The sequence below is a fragment of the Bradyrhizobium sp. 195 genome (assembly GCF_023101665.1).
In the GTDB taxonomy this organism is placed as follows: Bacteria; Pseudomonadota; Alphaproteobacteria; order Rhizobiales; family Xanthobacteraceae; genus Bradyrhizobium.
On record NZ_CP082161.1, the window covers coordinates 1661246 to 1683775 of the forward strand.

Genomic DNA, 22530 nt, shown 5'->3' on the forward strand with positions numbered 1-22530 from the left:
GGCCGCGGCAAGCGCGGAACCGACAAGAGGAATTTCTCGGCGCGGGTCTTACGTCTTCAAGACCGCAGCCCGTCTGGAAGGATCTCGACGTAGGGAATGGGTGGTTGAGTCGGACTGCGTGAGGTTGCAGATTGACAAACTCAGACGACTGAAGTCCCGTATCGGCCAATACTAGGAAGATTAAGCGCGCACCCTCGTTTAGGACCCATCCCTCAAGAGCTAGTTCTGAATGAAGAACATCGTCGAATGGGCTTCACACGTTGCCGCTAATTCTGCCGTGATTCGTCATCCCTTGAGGAAAGCGCAAGATGAGGCAAGGTCAATTCACCTTTGCCTTCGGCGAGACAGGTTTGAAACTTTTGCGCGGCGGCAGTCAGAACTGGTACCTTCAACGCGGTTTCGTTCGCTAATCGCACGCCGCAGTCAATATCCTTTTTAGCGTTTCTGATCGATATTGCCAAAGCATCCGGCTTTTCGTCCAACAAAAAGGCTGCAAAGTTTTGGAATATCCCGCTGTTGGGCGCGCCGCGACTGACCAAGGAGCGTAAGGTTGCAAGGTCGACGTCAATGGCATCGGCAAGCTGGCAAGCTTCGGCTACCACCGCCGCCATGCCCATCGTCATGCTATTATAGACAAGTTTGAGCTTATGGCCCTGTCCAATATCACCCACATGGACGATGTTCTCGCAAAATGCGGTAAGAACACGAGCCGCGATAGGAAACGTGTTCTGATCCGATCCAACGATGGCGTTGAGACGCCCTTGCTCTGCTTGTTCAGGGCTTCGTGTTACGGGGGCATCTATGAAGTGCAATGCATGCTTTTTGGCCTGTTCGGCTAGAGTGAGGGTTGAAGCAGGATAGGACGTGGTGCAGTCAAGTATCAAACTCTGTCGGGGCAAACGTGCAAATAGCCCATGTTGCCCAAGGCAGACTTCCTCGACCTCGCAACTTGAGGGCAGGGATAAAACGACGGCACTTACATGCCGGGCCAATTCAGAAATTGCGGTGTGCTCATGAGCACCCATGCCAGTCAAGCGTTCCGCGCCAACACGGGTTCTGTTGACTTTGATATGCAGTTCAGTGCCATGGCGCAAAAGACTGATTCCTATGCCTGTTCCCATGCGCCCTGCGCCGATTAGGCCGATTCGTTGTCCGACTTTCCCAGGCGTTGCAGTTGACGGAGTTTCAGTCATGCTCTGCGTCGTTATGAGTTCTGAAAAAGACCACGCTCCTGCAGAATGGGCAGCAGCTTATGATGGTCCTGGATGAGATAATCCGGCTGCGCCGCTCGCAGACGCGTCTCGGAAACAAATCCGCCCGTAATGGCTACGCTGATCAAGCCAAGATCGCGTGCAATATCCGTTTCGACCGGCATGTCCCCGACGATGAAAGTTGAGCTGGGGTTCAGATTGTATGCCCGCATATACAGACGAAGCCGCTCTCCTTTGCTTATGCCTTTATATTGAGTAGCGCGGCTTTCAAACGCCAGAACCTCCGCGACACAATCTTCGATTCCATGTCGTCGTAATTGGGTAATAAGGGGGTCGACTATATGGTTACTGACAATAATGCTGGAAACGTCTTGTTGACGTGCCGTTTCCAAAATGCAGCGCGCGCCTTCGCGCAGATCGGCTTTACTCGCCAGCGGTTCGTAGGTGTCGTGAAAAATAGCGCTGTCATGGCTATCCACCGTTTCGATTTCGCTCTCCGACATTCCTAGATTGCGGAAAAAAACGGAAAGTGGGACATCGAAATGATCCCGAAAAGTTTGCATATCGATGGCAGCTCGGCCGAAGCGACCCAAAATGGTGTTCGTTGTTTGTAGCAAGGCGTCGGCGTCGTCGAGGAGAGTGCCGTTCCAGTCGAATACAAGAGCAAGTTTCATCATGGCCTCATGCTGCAGACGTTTTCGTTGAGGTGAGATCGGAGATCAATCTATTCAAATTCTCGTCTGCACGTTTTTGCCCGCCAGGGGTCGGCATCTCGAACGTAAACGCAGAAAGATCGATTCCCTCATGTCCCCGCGGCAGCAAGGAAAGCAGATCTTCAAAGGGCAAATACGTGATGGTAGCAGCGTTGATCGATAGAGCAATTTTGCGTTCGATCACCCGGAGCGTTTGCGGCGCGATCCTATGAGAGCGCAGGCTGTCCTGCCGCGTTTCGGGTGGCAGGCTTTTCCATATTTTCCAGAACCCTAGCTCATCTATGGTCTCGATACCCATGCCGTAGTAATTTGGTGCAACGATAGGCGGCGAACCAATTGCCCAATGCACAGCCTTTGCCCCAGCGGCAAGGAGCATCTCCGTCACTGCGCGGCTTGTATCGCCACGAATAAGAGCTTCATCGGCTACGACGATGATTCTATCCGCGACGTCGTTCGTTGCGACGCGGTACTTTTGCCAGATGAGCGATTTGCGTTCGCCAAGAGACCCGATAAGTGTGCGCTGAGAACGGTTTACTGCGATCACCTCGTGCCGTTGGACGAGTGCACTTTGCTGTTTGGCCAGCGATGCAAATAGACCGTCGGCATACGGTGTCCCGGTGCGCGGCATGGAAGAAACGATTATGGGAGCGGAGCTTGTTTCGACTGCTAATCGCGGCCAGACAATTCGGCCCAAGGCCATGCCTATATCATGACGAGTTGCTAGATGAGATTGCCCTTGCACCAACGTTCTTGCATTTCCCAGATAAAGCGTTTCGTAGGCGCAAAGCTTGGGCTGTGTCGAGCCTGGCCCACAAAGTGATCAAGGCAGTCTCCCGTTCTGCCGTTCACATGCTTGATGTGACTTGGCCGGATTTCGTCGACTCGGCCTTGTAGCCCAGAGAAAGCACTGTTTTCTGAGGCAAAAAGTAGAAAACCATCTTCGGTTTGCATGAATTCCAAAGGCCGCAAACCCCTGCGATTGCGGAAGGCGGTCAGATTTCCTAGGCCATCCAACAAGAGTGCACTGACGGCTCCGTCAACACCCTTATCAATGTCTTGAAAGACTTTCTCGTAGTTAACCGGCAGACCGTGCTGCCAATAATCTCTTTGACAAATACTCTCGATAAGCTTGAGCAAGAGCTCCGCATCGGTTTTGCTGCGGATGGAATGACCTTCGGCGTGCAGTTCTTTCCTAAGTTCATCAGCGTTGACCAGAGCCCCGTTTAAACAAACCGTCAAACGGCGGCAGGAGGCTCTATGATTGTCAAAGGGCTGGAAGTCGGCGTCACTCTTCTCTCTGTGAGAGGGAGTGCGAACGTGTGCTATAGCTACATGGGGTCTGAAATGCGCGTCCTGCTCAGTGAAATCAACACTTGCTAGTTTGCCTGCTGGCCGGCCTGACTTTGTATGTTGAAACCGTTCTTCATGCATAAACGCGGCAACGCCGAACCCCTCCTGTCCACGGTTTTCAAGCTTCGGCACCATGTGCTTGAGCTGATCGTAAACCGTCCTTTGTGAGCGGCTTGAAGGCAATAGAAATGCGCCTGCAACACCGGACATGCTATGTCTCCTTGACGGACGATGGATGTCGCCCGTTGCGAGTTGTTGTTTTCAACCCTGTCCGGTTGCAGACATCCAATGTCTGGAACCGACACCGAGCGGAGGTAATCCGTCGGCTCGCGCGAAGCACATGGTTTTGCGCCTCAGCAAGCAAGCCTCGTACCAAGTCCTCTTTCGTGCGCATGAGGCTTCGCCGAGATTGGCAAATGAAGTGTGTGATTCGAAAAAGCCGCCCTGATCCGGCTGCCGGACTTACGAGAACGCGGCCGCCAAAATCAGCTTTGGTGGGATGGTGCCTGATGGGGCTATCCCGCAGTGCTCCGCCTGGAAGCCGCAGCAAAGAACGTTACGCGACTGTTGCCGCGGTGGGAATGTCTTTGTCCAATCCTCCGAACCGTACGCTGAAGAACGAAGACGTTAAGTGAACTGGACGCCCCACCAAGGGACCGTCGGGCCCTGTTTGCTGATTGAATTCGTGCGCGCTCCGATCTCCTTGACGTCAGGAAGCGAACAGCGCTGTCCGCCGTTGTTGCGGCTTTGAAGGGGTAGACGCTCCGTGACGGCATCGACGCGCAAAGTGAAGGCTATTGAAGCGTCACATAAATGAGGAGGCGTTTGTGAACGAAGCCGCGCGATTGGGCTAGACCTCACAGAATGTAGTTTCAGGCACATGGCGCAGATGCGAGCGAGGTCGGCAAGGGGACCGTATCATGTTTTGACGCCCCTATGTTTGTTTTCAGCCGTGTCGTCTTGAAGACGTTCATGTCCGGCCCCTGACATCAGCGCGTAAAAGGTTTCCGCGCGCGCTCGCAAAGCACATGGTGTTGTTGTCTTGCAGCAAGACTAGCATAGCGGTTTTCGGCATGTTGATTGCAGCGACGGTGAAAGACGCATTTCAAGAACAGCGGTGTCTCGCCGTCACGGCGGGTTAACGGTTTTGGATAAAGCCCAGACCCTTGTCAACGAGGTCAAGCGCCCGTCGACAAGCTTGTCGATATCGACCAACTACTAACCCTCAACATCGGTGGGGCGACCAAGCCAGCAATATGGATGCAATCGTTGAGCCAAGCCCGGAAGGCAGCGGAGCTGAGCATTCAGGAGGTGACTGCACGCGACTGAGCGCGTTATCATTCAAACACAGAAGTTTCTCGGTGAAAAGAGCGACAGCCGCTCGTTAGTAGCGCAAGTGCTGCAATTTCGTAACTACGATTGATCAAGGGCGATGTCATGTTGAACGCGGCGGAAACTGCTGGTGTAGCTGAGAGCGATTCCTCAGCTTCTAGCTGTCGCCGTTCTCTACTCAGCGATGGCGGATCGCCGGCGACGGTGAATCTGGAAACGCGGAGCGTTCGCGGCAAGGCGAGACGAAAAGATTCGCAAGGCTGGAAGAGCGCCGTTGCAAACCGCCGCGGATCGGAAGCCCTACGGGCTGTTCCGGCCGTGCCGGTGGCTCGATACCGGCACTGAGGCTGTCGCCGGAGTGCTCGGGCTGTTTCATTTCTATAGGAGAGATGGCCACCTTTACGCTGCTACACGTTGCCCTGCGAAGTCATCGCGCTTCCGGCCGCTTAATCAAACGAATCCAGATATCAAGGACGTGCCATGGCATTTAAAATTGCGACCTATCTCGATCGGATCGGCCTTGCTCAAGTCCCGACAACGGTTGATGGCCTTCTTGCGCTCCAGCAGGCTCAAATGCGTGCGATCCCCTATGAGAACATTGATGTTCTGCTGGGCGATATCCCCGATCTGACTGAAAATGCGATCTGGGCCAAACTGATCGATGCCCGGCGAGGCGGCTATTGCTTCGAATTGAACAAGTTGTTTGGCTTGGCGCTCGGAGCACTCGATTTCACGGTCCAACCCATTCTTTGCAGGGTGCGCATGGGGACTCCGGAAGGTGGCCCACGCACACATCATGCATTGATCGTGACCATAGAGGGCTCCGAGTGGCTTGCCGATGCCGGCTTTCCCGGTCCGGCACCGATTGCACCGCTACGAATCGATACGGAGGAGCAGCAAATAGTTGGCGATGACGTGTTTCGGCTGCGGGCCGACCCGGCCAGTGGAGAGCTCGTGCTTGAACGCAAGAACGAAGATGAATGGTTCGCTCTTTTCGGTATCGACCGAGCCGTTGCCCTGCCACCAGATTTCGAGGGCGCCAACTTCATCTGCGCACGCTGGGACCGTATGCCGTTTCCATCCGTCCTCATGATGAGTGTGTTGACATCCGAGGGGCGTGCAAACTTGCTTAACAAGAAGCTCAGATTGACTCGCAGCCAACTTAAGGAAGCGCAAACACTCGAAACGAAGAGCGAACTGCAGCAGGTCTTGGCCAATGTCTTCGGGCTCCGACTGCCTCAGTACACCGTTGACTCGTTATGGGAGAAGCTTGGGTCGCGCGGAGTTGTATAGGAAAGAAGGTGATCAAGCATTGCCAGCGCGGCGATAGCCTGTGCGGTCTATTTCAATTTCCCATAACGTCGATCACCCGCGCTGATTGGCGAGATCCTAGTTGAAGGAATTACTTGTGATTCCTTGCTGAGCACCTGATTGGCGAGGCTGACGAGCCATGCCGGAAACCGTGCTACGCGCAGAACGCGCGTATCAACAGCGGAGGAAAATTCCACCCAGGGGTTGTCGATTGATCTTGCAGCTGATGACCGTTCGCAGGGCAACTGACGGATCGGCGCCTCGTGCCAAGGCACTCTTTGGACGGCCGCGATCCACCGGGCCGGCGCCCTCGCCGAAAATTGGTGATGGAGAAAATCAGAAGGGCGGCACATCGTGCGGGCTTGACGCCTCCACTTCTCCAGCCAAAGAGCGATATCCCACGTCCAGCCTTCCGCTCGTCAGGTTGACGGCGCTTTTTCACCTTCAAGAGCGGATTGACCTCGGGATTTTCGATCTTTTCCAGAAGCTTCCGGTAGTAGCTGATCAGACTGCCTCGTAGATTTCGCTTTTCTTGCCCGCCTCTGTCACTGACATGACGGCGTGCGAAAAAAATCCTTCAGCCGCTTGCCGAACAGGATGAGCGCACCGGCCGTCAGCTGCTCATTGTCGGGTCCGCTTACCAAAAGACCTTGCTCAGGCATAAGCGTGCGCAGGTGTCGCGCGTAACCGGCGCGCGCCCGAGTTTTTCGCAGTAATCCCGCAGGACGGATGGCGTTAGATCCGGATCGAGATCGTCAAGCGAAGCGCCTGCGACCACGCGTTCGTCAAACGCCTGCACCTGCGAAACTTGCGCAGACGCATCGCTAACGGCTGTGTAGCGGTCGTGCCCTACCAGGTCTTTGCCGAGGTCGGCAAATAGTTCGTCGAATCCATCTATCTTCAACAGGCGGAAATTTGTGCCGAGCCTCCGTGCGAGCGACTCGGCATAAGGACGCAGCGTTGCGCCATCACGTATGCACCCTTATATGTATGCCGTGAGGAAGTCGAGCCACCCTTCTTTGTTCTGTGCAAAGATGCCTTCCATGATCGATGGCTCGGCTCCGCGAGAGCCGATGAGAATGATCGGCGCGCCGTCGAGCACTGGCCTGAACAGTGATACGAGGTATCGGGAACGCCGACTTCGCCGGCGGCGTTCTTGTCCGGAATATTGCTCAGCGCATCCGTGCAACCAGAAGAGCTGACATTTATTGAAGACGTTGAACTGGTCGTAATTACCGGGGGGCGGTTGACTTCGTGAACCATCACCGATGTGAGGCTGCCGCGCCTTCAGAGCGTCAGACAGAGACGCATCGAAATTCGTTGTCAGGATAGTGCGGACCAATCCCCGCATCAAAAAATCTGAAAGGACCTGGCAGCCGCTGCAGATGTCGTTGTGCGGCCTTATCAGGTGCCTTGAGCAGGGGCGTAACGGGTCGAGACTGCTTGCCCGGTTGGTACGAATCTCCTTGTGACCAGCGCACACCATTTGTTCCGAAGAACCTATGATCGGGGTTGCGGCTGACCACACTTTCCATTTTTGTCCCACCCAGCAGCCAACGATCCGACCCCTGCATCAGCTCCTACACCATCGGGGCGGTCAAACAAGTCGACCCGCTCCTGATCAAGTCGGCCCGGACGATGGGGGCGACGCCGCAATAGTTATTCCGCAAGGTCATCCTTCCGGCGGCGCTTCCGAACATCTTTGTCCGCATTCGTCTCGCCAGCGCCTCCGCGATGCTGGTGCTGGTCGCATCGGTAACCCGCGGTCGTAGGGGCCGCTATCGATCTAGGCCTGTGTTTGGATCTGACTACGGCTGCAGGTATCGCTCAGCTCAAGATCGCCTACGACGAGCTCTTATCGATATCAGCGAAGGCCAAGTTCGAGCTTCCGCAAAACCACTCGGATGGTCTCCGCCGCAACTTTGATTGTGCTGTGATCGAGATGTTCCATCGAATTCGACGGGACGCCGGAGAAGCTCTCGTTGACACAGTGCGAGGTATATTCATCGAGGGTGAGCGCATCTATCCGACCTCGGGGTTCTTCCAGAAAACTCACGTTCAGATCTGCGTTTGCAATCCGGACACGATCAAGGGCGCCTTTCGCGTTCCTGATAGCCAACTCAGGCGGTCATAGAGAGCGAGAAGCAACTGGGCCTGTCAATCGGGTCCGAACTTCTCTCGATCGCTCGCGCCATATCGACTCCGCATGATCCGCTTCATTGGAGAAAATCGGTCCCGGCGAGGTGGAGGCGTTCGAGGTCTTGGACGATGCGGCGCGAGAGCTGATCCGCCAGCCAGCGACGTTCTTCGTCGCGTCATGTGCGCCTTCAGATGACGGATCATCGTTCGATTGCGATATCTCTCACCGCGGCGGCAAGGCGGGCTTCATCGACGTGGCGGGCAACCAGATCACCGTTCCGGGCTTTGCGGGTAATTCCTTTTTAAACACGCTCGCCAATTTTGTGCCAAATCCCAGGGCGGGACTGCTTTTTGTCGACTTTGTTGTTGGCGATGTCGTAGTGCTTCAGGGGACGATCGAGTTACTCTGGAATGATCCAGGCGGCGATCCCTCTCATCGGAGAGGTGGTCGAATTCCTCGGCATGGTCGAGGAAGGCAATCACGTGGCGGCCAAGCTTCGTTTCCATGGCCTGCACCGCAAGCCCCTGTTTGGCGTCCACCCTGCGGGTGCGATCTTTGGTAGTACGGAGCGCCCGTATTCACTTTCGAGGGACCGAAGGTGAAAGATCTCTGGGTGTTGGGCGATACTCACAGATTGATCGGCCGAATCGACCTCTCTGGCGCCGATGCGCCGGAGTTCACCAGTTGAGGCCTGCGCCAATTGGAGGGTGAGAAGGCCGTGGAGCTGCCACGGCCTTCCATTTGGGAAGATCAGGACATCGTCGGCATCACGAACTCGGCGCCTGCCCGGATGCCGGTCGGCCAACGGGTCGTGACGTCGCCTTGACTAGGATGTCCGGAAGCTCCTTCACTGAAATCGAGCTGTACGTCGCGCATGCGCTGGTCAGACCCGTGCGGCATTCCGGCAGACAGAGTGTGGGATCGGCGCCCTCGCTGCAATCCTGATCACCTGTTTTCTGAAAGACGGGGTATTGACAGTATGAGGCTGATGAGCCCGAATGTTAAGGCTTCCGAAAGCGGATCGAGGATCGTGCAGCGCAAGGATCGGCGAACAAGCCTCGCACTGCGCATAACCTCCGTTAGCATGCAGGCAATCGAATAGACACGCCTGGCTCCAGCCATCATACGATCTTGGATTGCGGTTCTGCTTCGCAGTATCATCTGACTCATTTGCGTTTCAAATTATTTGAACTTAGCGCGTCGAAACGCGTGCCGCTGGCGGCACGCCGCTCCGTTCGGACGTCCCCGCCGAAGAAACGCATCTGTCGTAGTTCTCGAGCCGCGACACGCCGCAGCACAACGTAAGAACTCGCGCTTCAGCTGCACCTTTGCCGAGGGGGCCGGCAGCGAATTCTGCAGGTGAGAGGTGATCCCGGGCGCGTGAATTGTTTAGCCCTCGCGGGCTATTGTCGAGCGCTTCTGGTCCGCAAGATCTGGTTCTGGTTGCCAGCAGGCGGGGTGCTCGAGCGAGTTGCGCGACGGCGCATGACTACTGCAGCTCTCTGCGGAGTGGGCCGTAGCAATATCCAGCCGCGCGCGCTCTCGTCGGCTGCGAAAACGCCGAGTGCCGACGCCGTAGCCGAGCCCACCGGCGGCGACAATCGAAAAGACAATAAGAGCTGCCACCATCATCTCAAGCGCGCCTCGCAGATCCTAAATGTGCCGTGCCGGCATCTTGAGGCCGGAATTAGTCTCCGGAGAATCGAACCGCTAGTTAGTGCAACTTGACGCTAGGTACGATTCAAGCCTGTTAAGGGCCGCTCTCGATTTAGTCAGGTGTCGGTTCGTGTAAGTTGTGATCATTCACCGTAGTGGGCCTGCGCAATTCTTTTGCACCACGAACTTGCATGACGGCCGCGTAACGAGCGCAATCGGTGCTGCAGATCAGGCTCCCCGCTTCGATATAAGTATAAGCGTGCCGCAACTAGGCCTCTCACTGGGAAGCTGCAAAAACAACGCCATGCGCGAGTTCATAAGAAGTGCAATTGTCGACGCACATCGAGATCACCCCGATTTAACCGATTTGGCAAGGAGCCGACATGCAGCGTCTTTTGTCCGACAAGAAATCCGCCTGGTGCCGAGGCATCCGACCAATCCGGATTAATCCGCCTGCAGCGCGCTGCCCGCGCGTCTGGCCCAGCCTTTGCTGTAGTGATGGACCTAGAAGTGCATGAAGCTGACCACCGATTTTCGGGAGCGCGGTCCGGCGCGGTCTCACTGTGCGGTCGACCGCGCTTTCGATCTGGGAGGAGAGCTGCCCTAAGGTTGGGATATGATGACGAAAGAGGCCGTCGATACAGAGTTCTCGAGTCGTCGCGCCGGAGACGAGTTGCAGATCGATAGTAGTGGGCATTCGCCGCGCATTTAAGCGACGCGATCCCAGATAGGAGAGGTATGGATCGCATCGCCTGGGATGAACGCTGGCCAGAGCCCGATACGCAATTGTCTCATCTCGGTCGCGCGCCGGCTGAACACGCCGGGATGGTCAATGTTCCTGTCTATCGAGGCTCCACGATCGTTTCGGAAAACCTCGAAGACTGGGATAGACGCAAGCAGAATCCAGTGACGAACTACGGACGATTCGGCTCACCGCTGTCTCGTGCTCTCGAGGGTGCCATTTGTGAACTGGAGGGCGGGTATCGTTCGATCTTGTTCCCTTCGGGACTCTCTGCGTGCTCCCACGCGCTTCTCGGGATCCTGAAGGCCGGGGATCATGTTTTGATCTGCGATAACGTCTATGAACCGGTGAGGATGTTCGCGAACCAGGTTCTAACTAGATTTGAGGTCAAGGTGGAGTACTTCCATCCCACACAGCCTTCGGATCTACTCGCGAAGATTGGGACAAAAACGCGAGCTGTGTACCTGGAGTCCCCGGGGTCCATGACGTTTGAGGTACAGGATCTGCCCGCGCTGTGCGCGATCGCACATCAATCGGGTGCGCTCGTGCTCATGGACAATACTTGGGCGACGCCGCTCTATTTCAAACCCTTTCTCCATGGCGTCGACATCTCGATCCATGCCGCGACCAAGTATATCGTTGGTCATTCCGACGCCCTTCTGGGCATTGCTACCGCTAACAAGGAGGCGTGGCCGCTCCTGCAGCCAAGCGCTCATCATTTCGGGGAGATTGCTGGGCCAGATGACATCTATTTAGCTCTTCGTGGACTGCGCACACTAGCCGTTCGCATGAGGCAGCATTACGAAAATGGCCTGAAGCTGGCTCAAAGCCTGGAAGACCACCCGGCAGTGGGCCAGGTTCTACACCCTGCGCTCCCAAACCATCCCGGCTACAATATTTGGAAGCGGGATTTCTTGGGTGCAAGTGGCCTGTTCGGCGTCGTTCTGAAGCCTATGTCCAAGGCCCAGCTTTCGGTTTTCTTCCAGAAACTGCGCCTTTTTGGAATCGGATTGTCATGGGGTGGGTACGAAAGTCTTGTGCTGCCTGTCGATGATCCTCCACGAACGGAAGCAATGGTTTCATTTGATGGACCGTTGATTCGTATTCACGCCGGCATGGAGGGGCCGAGTGATCTCATTGCGGACATGCATCAGGCGCTGCGAGCCGCCTGCGAACACTGCGTGAGCGACGCTGCTTACCAGGATGAGAGCAGAGGCGGGTGGTTTCAAGGGCAGTATTGATGGCGCGGAGGAGACCGATAAAAGCGACGCTTGGGGCGCGATGCTTACCGTACAACGAGCCACTATCGTCGCGAGATCACGCCCGAACTCGTCTCCGCCCGAAACGCGGCAACTGGAACCCGAGCAGAGATCAGTCGTGCAGACTGCGAGTTTTGGGCATGTCGGCTGACACGGACCGATGATCTACAATTTGTAAAGCGGACTTATGGCCGTGCATCTGCGAGGTGGAGCACCAGTCCCGTGCAGGAGGACCATGCGCACGGCTTCTGTCCGTCAATGTGCGTGAGCACAACGCCCATGATCTGCGGTCAGTTGGATGTCATTTAAGCCGCAGCTGCCATTGCCGTATTCGGATGATTCGCTCGCCCAAACATGTCCGGGTGCTTTTGAACGCGAGCGCTCAGCAATACGCGATCGCGCAACCGGGGATCTCCGGCGTTCCGTTCGGTACGGCGCGACCGCCATGGCAAACGGGTATCGCAGCGGATGCATGCCATTTCTGCGTCTAATTGCCTCTGCGCCCTATGACGCGGGGGCTGGGTCTACGCTAGCTCGGCTTGGCCCCCGGGGCAGAGGCGGGAGGCTGACCAACGCGTAAACGATCGTTCGCGTACGTGCCGATGCAACATATATTCTTCAGCTAGCGCCAACAAGATTGTCTCTCTTGCGACGAATGTCCGAATTCTAGCAGTGAACGTCGCGTCTCCAGTTCTCCAGCACTCGTGCTTTTGCGGCACTGCTCTCAACGCCTCAGCTGGTACGACATTTGCTGGACGCTTCAGGTCCGCCTCCTCCCGAAGAAGCGCATGCACAATGTTCTCTATCGAGCAACTATCCGATCTGAGGCAACTCGATTGCAGCTCATCACGAGAAGTATGATTGTCGCGTTCGGTCGCGCACTTCGCAAGCACGAGGAGGCTGAAGTGGCGCAGTGCCCCTGCCAAAATCGAACCACTCAAAAGACGCAGCACCGGTTTGCCTAAGTCGGTGGCGGGAGGCACCAAATGGACCTATTTTGCTTCATCGAATGCGCAAAACAGAGTCGATCTCCCGAGGTGTTGTTCGATCTGCTTGTGAGCTGTTCGAGCGAACAGGGCTTCAGTCAAGTCGCTTACGTGGCGCTGACGGACGCGGAGCCAACCCGCCGGCCAGAGTATCTGCCAGCCGCGGTGACAGCGAACTGTCCTTCCGCGTGGTGCGAGCGCTATGCTGAACGCCGATACAATGCCATCGATCCCGTGGTTCGGCGTACGACGATGCAGTCGGCGCCGTTTCTATGGGATCAACTCGCTCACAAATATCAATTGCAGCCAAGCGAAATGCGTGTGTTGAACGAGGCCAAAGAGGCCGGTCTGAAGCATGGCCCACTGTTCGGACCATTTGGACAGCTATCTGTCGCATCCTTTGCATCCAGGTTCGACGATGACGACCCTGAGTATCGTCTCAGTCGTCTCAACGCATTGGCTTGGCAGGTTCATCATGCATTTGCAGAGATCGCGCCGTCATCGGAGGACAGATGCCATATGCAAGTGGCGCTATCAGAACGAGAAAAGGATTGCCTCCGCTGGGTGGAAGAGGGGAAATCATCCTGGGAAATCGGAGTCATCCTGACAGTCAGCGAGAATACGGTGAACTTTCACCTGAAGAACGCAATGCGAAAGCTAGAGACGAACAGCCGTACCCATTGCGTTGCTAAGGCGATTCGCCTCGGTCTTATCTGACGTTCGTCGCCGCTGCCGCGTATTGGCCTATGCCGAAGTCACGAGCGAGCGATCTGATCAGCGTGACAACATGACAACAGCAGCGAGGACACGTTCAGCCCAAGGTGCAGAAGATGCTGTTGCCGCGAATAGCTGACAAGCCTGTCATCTCGATCGTCTTCGGGAGCATAGATGCGCATCCCGCCGAGGGTTGGTCGTGTTTTCGATGCGGGAGAGGTTCGCACGATTGCCTAAATCCGACGTGGACTGGCCATGACGGAAGACCATTCGCCGCATTGCTGACGCGCGTGCGATGACAGTGATCTTCAGCGCAACCGTGGTCGATTGTGGATGGCGCCACTCTTCCAATATGGGAGCGGTTTTTGGGTTTGGATTGCGACGACCTAGTCGCCTGGGATAACAGTATTGCCTGATGCAGCAATCCCGCCCTCGCAAAAACAAGCCCCGGCCATGGGCCGGGGCTTTCGATCCGCGGTTCGTACTGCGGATCAGTATTTCAGAAGAAACGGGCCGCCGAACTTATAGTTGAGCCGTGCAGTCAGAAGATCGAAATCCTGGCGGACGCGATCGGTTCCGCCTGCGGGCGCGGGGAAGTGCACCGCTCCGGGCTGCATGAATAGGTGGTCGTACTCGAGGCTGACCGACCAGCTCGGCGTGAAACCGTACTCAATCCCAGCTCCCAATGCACCACCCCAAAGAATGTGGTCGCTCTTCCCAAGCTGCGCGCCCGTGAGGGTCGAGCTAATCTGATAGGTATTGCTCGTCACTGCGGCACCACCTTTGGCGTAAAATAATACGTTGTCCACGGCATAACCGATCTGCCCCGTTACCACGCCGAACGCATCAATCTTGGTCTGGTTGATATCCGCAAACGCTATGCTGTCATTCGAGCCAGTCAAATCAGCCCAGTTCCCCTGGCCTTCAACACCAAGCACGATCTGGCCCATCTGCCTTCGATAGCCGATCTGGCCACCCACAGTACCGCCGGTCGCATCATGGCAGCCCTCAGGCGTGCCGCCATTGAAGTCCCAGCAATTCGAGCTTGAGCCCAAGCCGCCGTTCATGCCGATGTAGTAGCCGCTCCAGTCGTGGATCGTAGCTGCAACAGGCTGCGGAGCTTTGGTATAGAGAGGCTGGACGGGCTGCGCAGCCAGATCCGCGCCGAATGCGGGCGCCACCGCGCCAAGCGCCACAATGCTTACAGTCGCAAGCAACAAGTTCTTCATTTCTACTCTCATGTCTTGAGTGCCCCGAGCCTCGCGCGTCTTAACAACATCCGCGCGAATAGCTGTAACTGCATCGCAACATTTGGGCCGAAAGGAATGCTTGAACCGAACCCTGCGTTAGGTTGCGGCGTTGCGGATCATGTTCAACTGCCTCGCAATGCTCCTTCGCGCGCGAACGTAGATTGCGTAGGGGTGGGCAAAAAGCGGGCTGCTGATCTCAGCGGATGAAGCGCACCGCAAGCCAGATGACGCCAAGCCACACCGCAACCGAAAAGAGCAAAGCGCTTTGCAACGTCCTTGCTCTTATCCTGTGACGCCATCGAAGGAGCTGCGATGAGCAACCGGTGAAGCGCCGACCTCGTACAACAGCTATCACTTCATCGTAATCTGCGAACCGGAAGTGAGAGCGATGCTTGCGAATATACGCCAGCCGCTCAGTGGGTGAGAGGCACTGTGCCCACACCTCCCATGCCTCATCATCAAAACACGCGCTATTCTCAAGGACCTCGGCGAGGCGCTCGTCAGGTTTCATGATGCATCCGCTGTACTGACTATCGCGGATCGAGTTCTAGGAGGGAAGCCTCACCTTCGAAACCTCTCAGTTTAGGTAGGCGAGTTCAGCGAATCGAACTCGGCCAGGAAGCATTTGTCACGGTCAATGCGGCGCTGATCCTGCGCGAGACGAAATGCGAAGTCGTGCGATGGCTCTGGATCGCTCTTCTCACCCAGTGCAGATCGCCACGGGCATCGAATCGGTATAGATGCCGCAGGAGAGTGAAGGTGCTCCTTGTCGATGCTGTCCGCAATCGTGCTCGCCGTCGCATTCAGTTCAAGCGCTAACTCGCGTGCCAGACATATCTTCTCCGCGGTGCCTCAGTCTTCACCGTCAGTGTCTCGGGCCAAATCGGCCATCAGTCACACGTTACACCGCGCTGTTGGACTGACTCAACGCGAGCACGCGCGTGCCCTCCACGCCGCCTTCCGATTCTGTGCTCGACGAACTGACGGCGGTCAGCGTTCGCTCTCGTGTGGCATATCGGCAATTTCCTTGCTTGAGCAAGGCCGAATGCAGCATTAGGAACTCGGAGCGGCGGCGGAGCAGAACTGCCGGAATGAAAGTAAGCGCCATAGAGCCGGGCGTGCTCACGTCGGTTGGGAACGCCAGCTGCGCATAGCGTATCCTCATCCAAAGCCGCCGAAGAAGTTCATAGTGAGAAAAGAAGCGGTGTCGTCATCTCGATGTCTAATCCGGAGGATTGCTTTGATGTGTTACGTCACACCCCCGCCATCGGTCGTTGACTAGTTGGTCGGCGCGAGGCGGCGGATGCCTGGTTCCTACAACGTGACGCTACGTACGAGTCAAATCCCTTCGGCGACTATAGCGCGACAATCTGGCTGGGACGCACTTCCATCCTGATTGCCGCGCCGCAAGCTACTCCCTGCCACTTGAGATGGCCTGCAGCAGCAGTGTGCGTGGAGCCAGGCATGGTATGCTGATCCGCGGAGTGGCCCACGCCGTGATCGTTGCAGGAATGCGACATTCGTGATGGCTGATACCTTTGGTTTGGTCAGAGTGCTGCGCTTCTCTGGGCGGCATTGCCCCACCCGCCGGGGGCAACGAGGAAGACGTTCGGTCGCAGCTGAAACGTGGACGTGACTAGCCGTCTCGCGGCGCACTCGGAGTGCCGTTAGGACCTGGACTATTTGCGCGCCGCGGCGGCCGGCGGGCGGTCGCATTGCAGTGCAAGGGGTACCGTACTCATGCTCTGAGACCGAGCGCTTGAATACACGGTTCTTGCCTTGACGATGCCGAAGAAGTGGTCCTGCCACCTGTCCCGCGGCACGCCTGCTGACGAGACGAAACTGTTAGGGAAAAGCAGGCTGCCTGTATACCCATCGCTGGGCGATCTCGAAAGGACCGCCGGCTCTCAAAACCAGGACGATGTCTTCTTATTACCCGATCGAGCGATCTAACCTTCGCCTTATGCAGAATTCCGCCAGGTGCTAGGCGGAGCCTCGATTTGATTAGACGAGTAAGAGTTGATCGTCTGATCGAGCAAATCGCCAAGAGCGCAGGCGCCATGGGTCGGGTCGGACTTGGCTTCACGTGTCGTTCCCCGAGCTAGAACAAGTTTGGCGATTTGCGTACGATTGGCGATAGTACGGCGATCTGGCGGTAAAGCTGCGACTGCCTGGTCGAAAATGTCAGCTAGGATGCGGAGGTCTTCTGGATAGAAGAGGTCACCGTATTGTTTCGCCGGGACTGTTCGCCTGCTGGGTCCGCTGGCGCTCGCCTCGCCTATTGCGCCGAGGTCAAGCTTCGCCGCGACCAGTTCGCTTGTGAGTTCGTCGAGCAGCTTGACCGCTCGGAGCGCGAATTTGTCCTGGCAGATCAGTTGAGCAACGACCTCCAATTGTAGAGCAATGCGGTGCTGAAGGTGCTCAATGCGCGACGTGCAAACAATCTCCTTCGGCTTGTCGGTTGTCGGGCCCGGGCACAAAAGCTTGCCATGCGTTCCATTTCCGTCAGGCAAATCGGCTGGTCTGCGCGAGAGCCAGTCGCTGTTGCTCAAGGTACAGAGCGCATAGGCTTTCATCGGGAGCAGGAGGAAGATGTTGATCGGGGTGTGGAGCGAGAAGCCGATAAATCGAAGCTCGCCGGCACGAAGGGCCGCCACGCTGCATCGAATCATGGTCATCGCGACGATGGTCAGACCGGTCCACCAGGGCACGGTGCCGGTGAGCGCGAGCTGAGCGAGCGCGGCAATCGATGAGATGGCGAGCAGCAGCGGCCCGAGGTTCTGTCCGAGCACGTCGAGCGTAAGGTACCGGTCCAGGCCGGGCAACAGGTGCAAACCCAGCAGCGTGTCGCGGTAAGTGCTCCGCGCCCAGCGGAGCTGTTGCCGCAGATAGGGCAAGAGCCTGTCCGGGACCACCGTGGCGGCGATGGCGTCCGGAACGTACTCGGTTCGAAACCCTGCCTTGAGCATGAGGATCGTCAGATGACGGTCCTCACCGAAGTCGCTCGGCTTTCCCCGGAAGAACTGCGTCTCGTACTGGTCCAGCAGCAACAGCAGCGCGGAGCGGCGGTACATGGCACACGGCCCGCAGCAGCACATGACGGCACCAAAGCGCGTCTGCGCCGCGCGCTCCTCGTTGCAAGCCAACCAGTACTCCATGTCGATCAATCGGGTCAGCCAGCTGTCGTTCCGGTTGCTGGCCGTCAATTGCCCCATGGCCGCGCCGACGGCTGGATCCTGCATCTTGCGTACGAGTTTGCTGACCACGTCGCTGGCGATTTCCGTGTCGGAATCGACATTGAGCACGAGATCGCCGAACGACCGGCGTATCGCTGCGATCTGCGCCTTGCGCTTTCCAACGTTGCTTGGCAGCAGAATGACGTTGAACCTCGGGTCATATGCGTAGCTCCCATGGACCGGGGCCACTGCAGCGACATTTGCAGAGCCGTCATCGACCACATAGACCTGCAATCGCCCTGGGTAGTCCTGGCTTGCGAGAGACTTCAGGCAGGCCGCCAGCGTGCGCGGGTCCTCGTTGAAGCAGGGCACGATGACATCCACGCTAGGCAGAGCATCGGTGTCGACCGGATCGTACGGCGGCAGTGAGGCGTCGGTTCGCAGCGCATAAAGCGCCTGCGCGCTCTTATGGACGCTGGAGAGCAACGCGTAGGAGGCAACAGCAACGGTGCTGATGGTGGCAAGCAGGCTCATGGGAATTGATCTATTCAGTGAGTTTGAGGAAGCGACCGGATTGCGAATCCACGGTCATGCAGTGCTGGAATGAGCTGGGCGAGCGCCGTCACAGTCTGGTCGCGCCGACCAGAGTGAGGGCAGCGTTCCAACTCGTCGGGAGGGCACCCGTCGTGCAGGAGCACGATGGCCCCCGGCCGGACCGAGGCCAGCACCGCGGCAACAATCGCCTCGGCGCCAGGACGAGACCAGTCTTGCGGGTCGACTGACCAGTGCAGGGCTGCCAGTTCGGCCTTCGCCGACGCAGCGTGGGCCTCCTTGGTCCAAGTCCCATACGGCGCACGCATGTGCCGCGGCCACGAGCCCGCATCGAAAACACTCCAGTTCCTTGTTGACTCGCAAAGGGCTCACCGCGCGCCACCGGACAGATGCGCGTCAAGCGCGGCCATCCGGGATCAGCCTGCCAGAGCGCTGCACCCAGCGACGCTAGATCGCCCTTGTCGCTATTGGCTTGGGCTGCGCCGTTCTCGCTAAGGCCGGCCAGAGATCCGAGGGCGAGCTGCCCATGCTGCCTCATGGCTGATGTTCGGGCCAGATTGATGCATCCAAGCAGCTCCCGCGCGCCAGTGGCTCGCTGATGCAATAGAACACGTTGCACTGCGCCCTAGTCCGATAGCGCGACCAAGACGGGCCTCGATCTGGGCGCAAGAGCTGATCACGTGCTGGCGCTTGCACGTTATCCGCCAATTGCATTGAAAATGGCGAATACGTCATCACGCGCCTTTTCCTCAATCATCCTTGATAGCCGGCGGTTAGCTATGCGGATTTGGAGAATATTGGTAAAATCTATTGTTTTGATGCGAGGTATCCATGCTGCGGATGGGTCAAGAGGGATTCATCAACATTGAGTGCGTGAGCCGATCCTCTTGATTCAATTGATCAGGCGCATGCGGAAGAATGGCTCACCATGCGACCATCCATTCGGTGAAGGTCCTAGCCAGGCATCGAAGCCATCTCGGGAACGCGAATCATGATGCTTGAGCTGGATCAACTCAAGCGCTGCTTCCCCAGAGCAGAGTCCAGCCTACGCCGCCGCCTAATGACGAGACCTGGCCGGTCCTTTCGATGATCAAGTTACAGAGCTGAGGGGCACTCGCCCATTGGCTCGACGCAGCGGACCGCTAAAGGTGGCCAGAGAAGCCTGGTTCGGGATGCTCGAGAAAAACAGAGCCTGCAGCGTTTCGGCAGGTGCCCACCCAAGCCTGCAGGCCATCAGGATAGATTAGATTGATCAACTAGCGAGGTGCTGTCGCTCCATTCCCATCAGCTTCATAGCTGCTCAGGAGCTCAATCGAAGCCCCCCGGCTAACATCAACGCTGCACAGCAAAGTGTTCGGGCAAGCGCTCGCTGGAGCGGGGCATGGATCAATGCATTTTGGGATGAGCGCTGCAGATACCGACTTCGTTAAAAGGATTCTGAGGGGGGCACGGTTCTGGTCATGAACATTTTCATTGCAAAGTCGAGCGACCTGTATGCTCGATCGCGGACCGCCCGCGGCAAACCAGGAGTTGCGTCAATCGCAGCGCGCGCATCGCTCATAATCTTATCTTTTGCGGAAAGAAGCTTTGCATCTAACATTGCATGAAGCGTCTCTCGAACTTCAGGTGAGATCGAGCTGTCGCCATCGATCAATTCTCGAAGTTTCCAAAACATACGCTCGACTGCTACCATCGACCCGAGGACTGACATCAGTCTTGGTGACATCATTGGCCATCTCCTTCTCCAGCCAGATTCTGGCGACCATCCCAGCGAAATCAGACCTGTTCCCTTTGACACCGGCGCGCGAGGCGACCCTGAACAGGCGAATGACTGCGATACATGTCCGCTGCTACGCCCCAGCGGGCGTGAGACGGACGTTCAAGATATGCTCAGGGGAACTCACAAACTGTGCGATTTGCGAGCAAGGCATTTATCTTTCCTGTGCTCCAGGCTGTAACCCGGTAGCGTGCGGTGGCTCACGTGCAAAACTGACATGGAGGGTGTGCGCCGCTTTCCATTTGCCACAACCATGCAGCGGCATCGGAGTTGGACTTCTGCCACGTCCGTGCTCTTTCGCTTTCACACTCGGATCGCTCTGTTGACGAGGCCGGATCGACTGAGTGATCCCGGTCACGCAAAGAAAGGGGTCATCCGATATCCAGGTGCTCGGGGCGCCCACCCGTTTTGTGATTGCGTGGGTGCATCGACATCGAGCCTCCCGATCTGGAATGGTGTGTTGGTCGTGCGCCACGTCGACCTCGATCGATCTCTTGAGTCTCCATCGGCCGTCCGGTCGAGCTCAGAAAAGCTAGCAACTTAAACGCGCAGATCATTTCCATGTGCTGGATTCCCTATCTCGGATCGTTCATTTCGTCTGTCTTACTGTCCTCGCCACTGCACGGCTATGCTGTGCAAACCGTGCATTTCACCCACCAGCGGCCACCGCGCTTCTCCGCGCGCAACTTGCCGCGGCGGATCCGAGAGAGCACGCCTTCGGGACTTATGTGGTTCATCGCTGCGAATCGCTGAACAGTGAGGTAGTCCTCATGCAGAGGTGGAGGGGTGCTAATTCCGTGCGCAGCCAGCAGAATGCGCAGCGAGGCCAACTCCGCCAGCACGATCTCGAGCTTACGCGCGATCTCCTCCGTCTGGTCGGAGCGCTGCCGGGACCGCGTCACGACAGGCCCGCCCGTGCGATAAGCCGCATCTTGGATTCGTGTGGAATGCGATCGACGAACTGGCGCGCCAAAGCGGGATGAGCGTGAGCCAACTCATCTGTCCAAGCAAACCACTGCTTGGGCAATGTCAACGCACGCAAAATGAGAGACAGGGCATTTATTGCCGTTGAGACTAGTGTTTGGTGATGTAGTCGAAAGGGTCTCATGCGCGTAAGAGCCATTTGAACCATAAGAGCGGCCTGACAAATGCATCCGGCTGCGGTGCTCATGGGCCTCGGTGTTGCCATTTATCGCCTGGTCAAGGACGAACTTATTGCTGTTGGCTCACCGTCAGTGCTCTGCCGCTATGAGATCGGAGTGAATCGCAGTTGCTGTGTTGAGGCAGGCATCCAGTGACAGAGATCCAAAGGCGAGCTGGCAAAGGAGATAGTTGGCGCCTGCCTCTTCCACGTGATCGAGAAGAGTCTGGCGCACCGAAGCGCGCGTTCCGACAACGCACAGTTCACTCTCAATTGCGGCATCCAAGGTTAGGGGCAGGTTGGATGGAGGCGGGATGTCATTGAGCTCGTACAGGAACTTAAAGCTCTTGAGCCATGTTTCGTAGGCTGGCGCGGCGAGGGCGCGGGCGGCTGCTTCAGAGCTTGCAATTACGACCATGCGGAGTAATGCGAGAAATGGTGCTGAACCGTTGGCGTCATGCTTGGCGTTTCGATGAGCGCGATAGCGATCTGTTACCTTGCGAACGGCAGAAGAGGGCCCCATGCACGCCAGATTAGCGCCATTCGCCGCCGCCCAATGCGCGGACTCTGGCCGATTTGTAGCAATCCATGTCGGGGGACAAGGACGCTGGTGAGGTGAAAGCGTCAAAGGAACGTCGCTCAGCGCAAAATGTTGCCCTTCGTACGAGAGCGGGCCGCCATTCATCGCGTTAACGAAGATTTGGGAAGCTTCCTCGTAACGGCTTGAGGCAACATCGGCTCCAACCCCAAAATAACTCAGTTCGATCGGTAGGGAGCCGCGACCAAGACCGACCTCGACCCTGCCGCTGCTCAGGTGATCCAACATGCAGATCTCCTCGAATGCCCGCAACGGGTGGTAGAGGTTGAGCAGCATGACCAATGGACAAACGCGAAGTCGCCGTGTGCGTTGTATGACGCTTGACAGAAACACGTTCGGCGATGGACCGCGTCCATGGGGGGTGCAATGATGCTCCGCCAGATGATAGGCATAGAAACCGAGCCGGTCGTAGGCCTCCGCCAGCGCGAGGCGGTCCGCGTATTGCCGGGCGATATCGGGGCCGTCCTCGTCAAGATGATCAAAGATGCCGCAGGTCAGGTTTGAGGGAAGAACGTTTCTCACTCAGTTATCTCCTATAGAGAGGACCGGAGTCCGCCGGGTTTTGGGGTGCAAGAGGCGCTCGCTGGCACTGCGGTGCATATGCTTCGAAGCCGTTCTCAAC

Annotated in this window: 14 protein-coding genes and 2 pseudogenes; 4 read left to right on the forward strand and 12 right to left on the reverse strand. The window is 57.0% G+C overall.

Features of this window, described 5'->3' with window-relative positions; genetic code table 11:
* Positions 1-266: 266 nt before the first annotated feature.
* Genes IVB26_RS07800 through IVB26_RS07815 form a run of 4 tightly spaced genes read right to left on the reverse strand, consistent with a single transcriptional unit; the run spans position 267 to position 3484 of the window.
* Entirely contained in the window at positions 267-1193 is a 927-nt protein-coding gene (locus tag IVB26_RS07800) for an NAD(P)-dependent oxidoreductase (RefSeq protein WP_247971163.1), read from the reverse strand.
* 11 nt (positions 1194-1204) lie between these two features.
* On the reverse strand, positions 1205-1888 hold the full coding sequence (locus IVB26_RS07805) for an HAD family hydrolase (RefSeq protein WP_247971164.1): 684 nt from the start codon (positions 1886-1888) through the stop codon (positions 1205-1207).
* A gap of 4 nt (positions 1889-1892) precedes the next feature.
* Positions 1893-2624, reverse strand: a complete 732-nt coding sequence (locus tag IVB26_RS07810) for an amidophosphoribosyltransferase (RefSeq protein ID WP_247971165.1) — start codon at positions 2622-2624, stop codon at positions 1893-1895.
* Between the two features lie 20 nt (positions 2625-2644).
* A complete protein-coding gene (locus IVB26_RS07815; protein WP_247971166.1) occupies positions 2645-3484 on the reverse strand; it encodes a class II glutamine amidotransferase in 840 nt (279 codons plus the stop codon).
* A gap of 1602 nt (positions 3485-5086) precedes the next feature.
* Here IVB26_RS07815 and IVB26_RS07820 point away from each other — a divergent pair.
* On the forward strand, positions 5087-5899 hold the full coding sequence (locus IVB26_RS07820; protein ID WP_247971167.1) for an arylamine N-acetyltransferase family protein: 813 nt from the start codon (positions 5087-5089) through the stop codon (positions 5897-5899).
* Positions 5900-6554: 655 nt separating this feature from the next.
* Here IVB26_RS07820 and IVB26_RS07825 read toward each other — a convergent pair.
* Complete coding sequence (locus IVB26_RS07825; RefSeq protein WP_247971168.1) at positions 6555-6821, reverse strand: hypothetical protein; 267 nt, start codon at positions 6819-6821, stop codon at positions 6555-6557.
* Positions 6822-8136: 1315 nt separating this feature from the next.
* On the opposite strand from IVB26_RS07825, the gene IVB26_RS07830 reads away from it, so the two are divergent.
* From IVB26_RS07830 to IVB26_RS07840, 3 genes are all read left to right on the forward strand, one after another.
* Positions 8137-8619, forward strand: a complete 483-nt coding sequence (locus IVB26_RS07830; protein WP_247971169.1) for a pyridoxamine 5'-phosphate oxidase family protein — start codon at positions 8137-8139, stop codon at positions 8617-8619.
* Positions 8620-10451: 1832 nt separating this feature from the next.
* A complete protein-coding gene (gene metC, locus IVB26_RS07835) occupies positions 10452-11696 on the forward strand; it encodes a cystathionine beta-lyase (protein WP_247971170.1) in 1245 nt (414 codons plus the stop codon).
* A 1004-nt stretch (positions 11697-12700) separates the two neighbouring features.
* Entirely contained in the window at positions 12701-13417 is a 717-nt protein-coding gene (locus IVB26_RS07840; protein WP_247971171.1) for an autoinducer binding domain-containing protein, read from the forward strand.
* 488 nt (positions 13418-13905) lie between these two features.
* On the opposite strand, the gene IVB26_RS07845 is transcribed toward IVB26_RS07840, so the two are convergent.
* The 7 genes and pseudogenes from IVB26_RS07845 to IVB26_RS07875 form a co-directional block, all read right to left on the reverse strand.
* Positions 13906-14643, reverse strand: a complete 738-nt coding sequence (locus IVB26_RS07845) for an outer membrane protein (RefSeq protein WP_247971172.1) — start codon at positions 14641-14643, stop codon at positions 13906-13908.
* 217 nt (positions 14644-14860) lie between these two features.
* Positions 14861-15175, reverse strand: coding sequence for a hypothetical protein (locus IVB26_RS07850; RefSeq protein ID WP_247971173.1), 315 nt, complete (start codon positions 15173-15175; stop codon positions 14861-14863).
* Between the two features lie 390 nt (positions 15176-15565).
* On the reverse strand, positions 15566-15829 hold the full coding sequence (locus IVB26_RS07855) for a hypothetical protein (RefSeq protein ID WP_247971174.1): 264 nt from the start codon (positions 15827-15829) through the stop codon (positions 15566-15568).
* Between the two features lie 1306 nt (positions 15830-17135).
* Positions 17136-18374, reverse strand: a pseudogene (gene nodC / locus IVB26_RS07860) (chitooligosaccharide synthase NodC); the annotation flags it as partial.
* 14 nt (positions 18375-18388) lie between these two features.
* Positions 18389-18706, reverse strand: a pseudogene (locus IVB26_RS07865) (chitooligosaccharide deacetylase NodB); the annotation flags it as partial.
* Positions 18707-19818: 1112 nt separating this feature from the next.
* Positions 19819-20121 (reverse strand): hypothetical protein, encoded by a 303-nt coding sequence (locus IVB26_RS07870; protein WP_247971175.1) that lies wholly within the window; start codon positions 20119-20121, stop codon positions 19819-19821.
* A gap of 1280 nt (positions 20122-21401) precedes the next feature.
* On the reverse strand, positions 21402-22430 hold the full coding sequence (locus IVB26_RS07875) for an LLM class flavin-dependent oxidoreductase (protein WP_247971176.1): 1029 nt from the start codon (positions 22428-22430) through the stop codon (positions 21402-21404).
* Positions 22431-22530 lie beyond the last annotated feature (100 nt).

Excerpts from the sequence above, each read along its gene's own strand:
- IVB26_RS07800 (WP_247971163.1), bottom strand. The coding sequence starts at position 1,193 with ATGACTGAAACTCCGTCAACTGCAACGCCTGGGAAAGTCGGACAACGA.
- IVB26_RS07805 (WP_247971164.1), bottom strand. The coding sequence starts at position 1,888 with ATGATGAAACTTGCTCTTGTATTCGACTGGAACGGCACTCTCCTCGAC.
- IVB26_RS07810 (WP_247971165.1), bottom strand. The coding sequence starts at position 2,624 with ATGGCCTTGGGCCGAATTGTCTGGCCGCGATTAGCAGTCGAAACAAGC.
- IVB26_RS07815 (WP_247971166.1), bottom strand. The coding sequence starts at position 3,484 with ATGTCCGGTGTTGCAGGCGCATTTCTATTGCCTTCAAGCCGCTCACAA.
- IVB26_RS07820 (WP_247971167.1), top strand. The coding sequence starts at position 5,087 with ATGGCATTTAAAATTGCGACCTATCTCGATCGGATCGGCCTTGCTCAA.
- metC (WP_247971170.1), top strand. The coding sequence starts at position 10,452 with ATGGATCGCATCGCCTGGGATGAACGCTGGCCAGAGCCCGATACGCAA.
- IVB26_RS07840 (WP_247971171.1), top strand. The coding sequence starts at position 12,701 with ATGGACCTATTTTGCTTCATCGAATGCGCAAAACAGAGTCGATCTCCC.
- IVB26_RS07845 (WP_247971172.1), bottom strand. The coding sequence starts at position 14,643 with ATGAAGAACTTGTTGCTTGCGACTGTAAGCATTGTGGCGCTTGGCGCG.
- IVB26_RS07850 (WP_247971173.1), bottom strand. The coding sequence starts at position 15,175 with ATGAAACCTGACGAGCGCCTCGCCGAGGTCCTTGAGAATAGCGCGTGT.
- IVB26_RS07855 (WP_247971174.1), bottom strand. The coding sequence starts at position 15,829 with ATGAGGATACGCTATGCGCAGCTGGCGTTCCCAACCGACGTGAGCACG.
- IVB26_RS07870 (WP_247971175.1), bottom strand. The coding sequence starts at position 20,121 with ATGATGTCACCAAGACTGATGTCAGTCCTCGGGTCGATGGTAGCAGTC.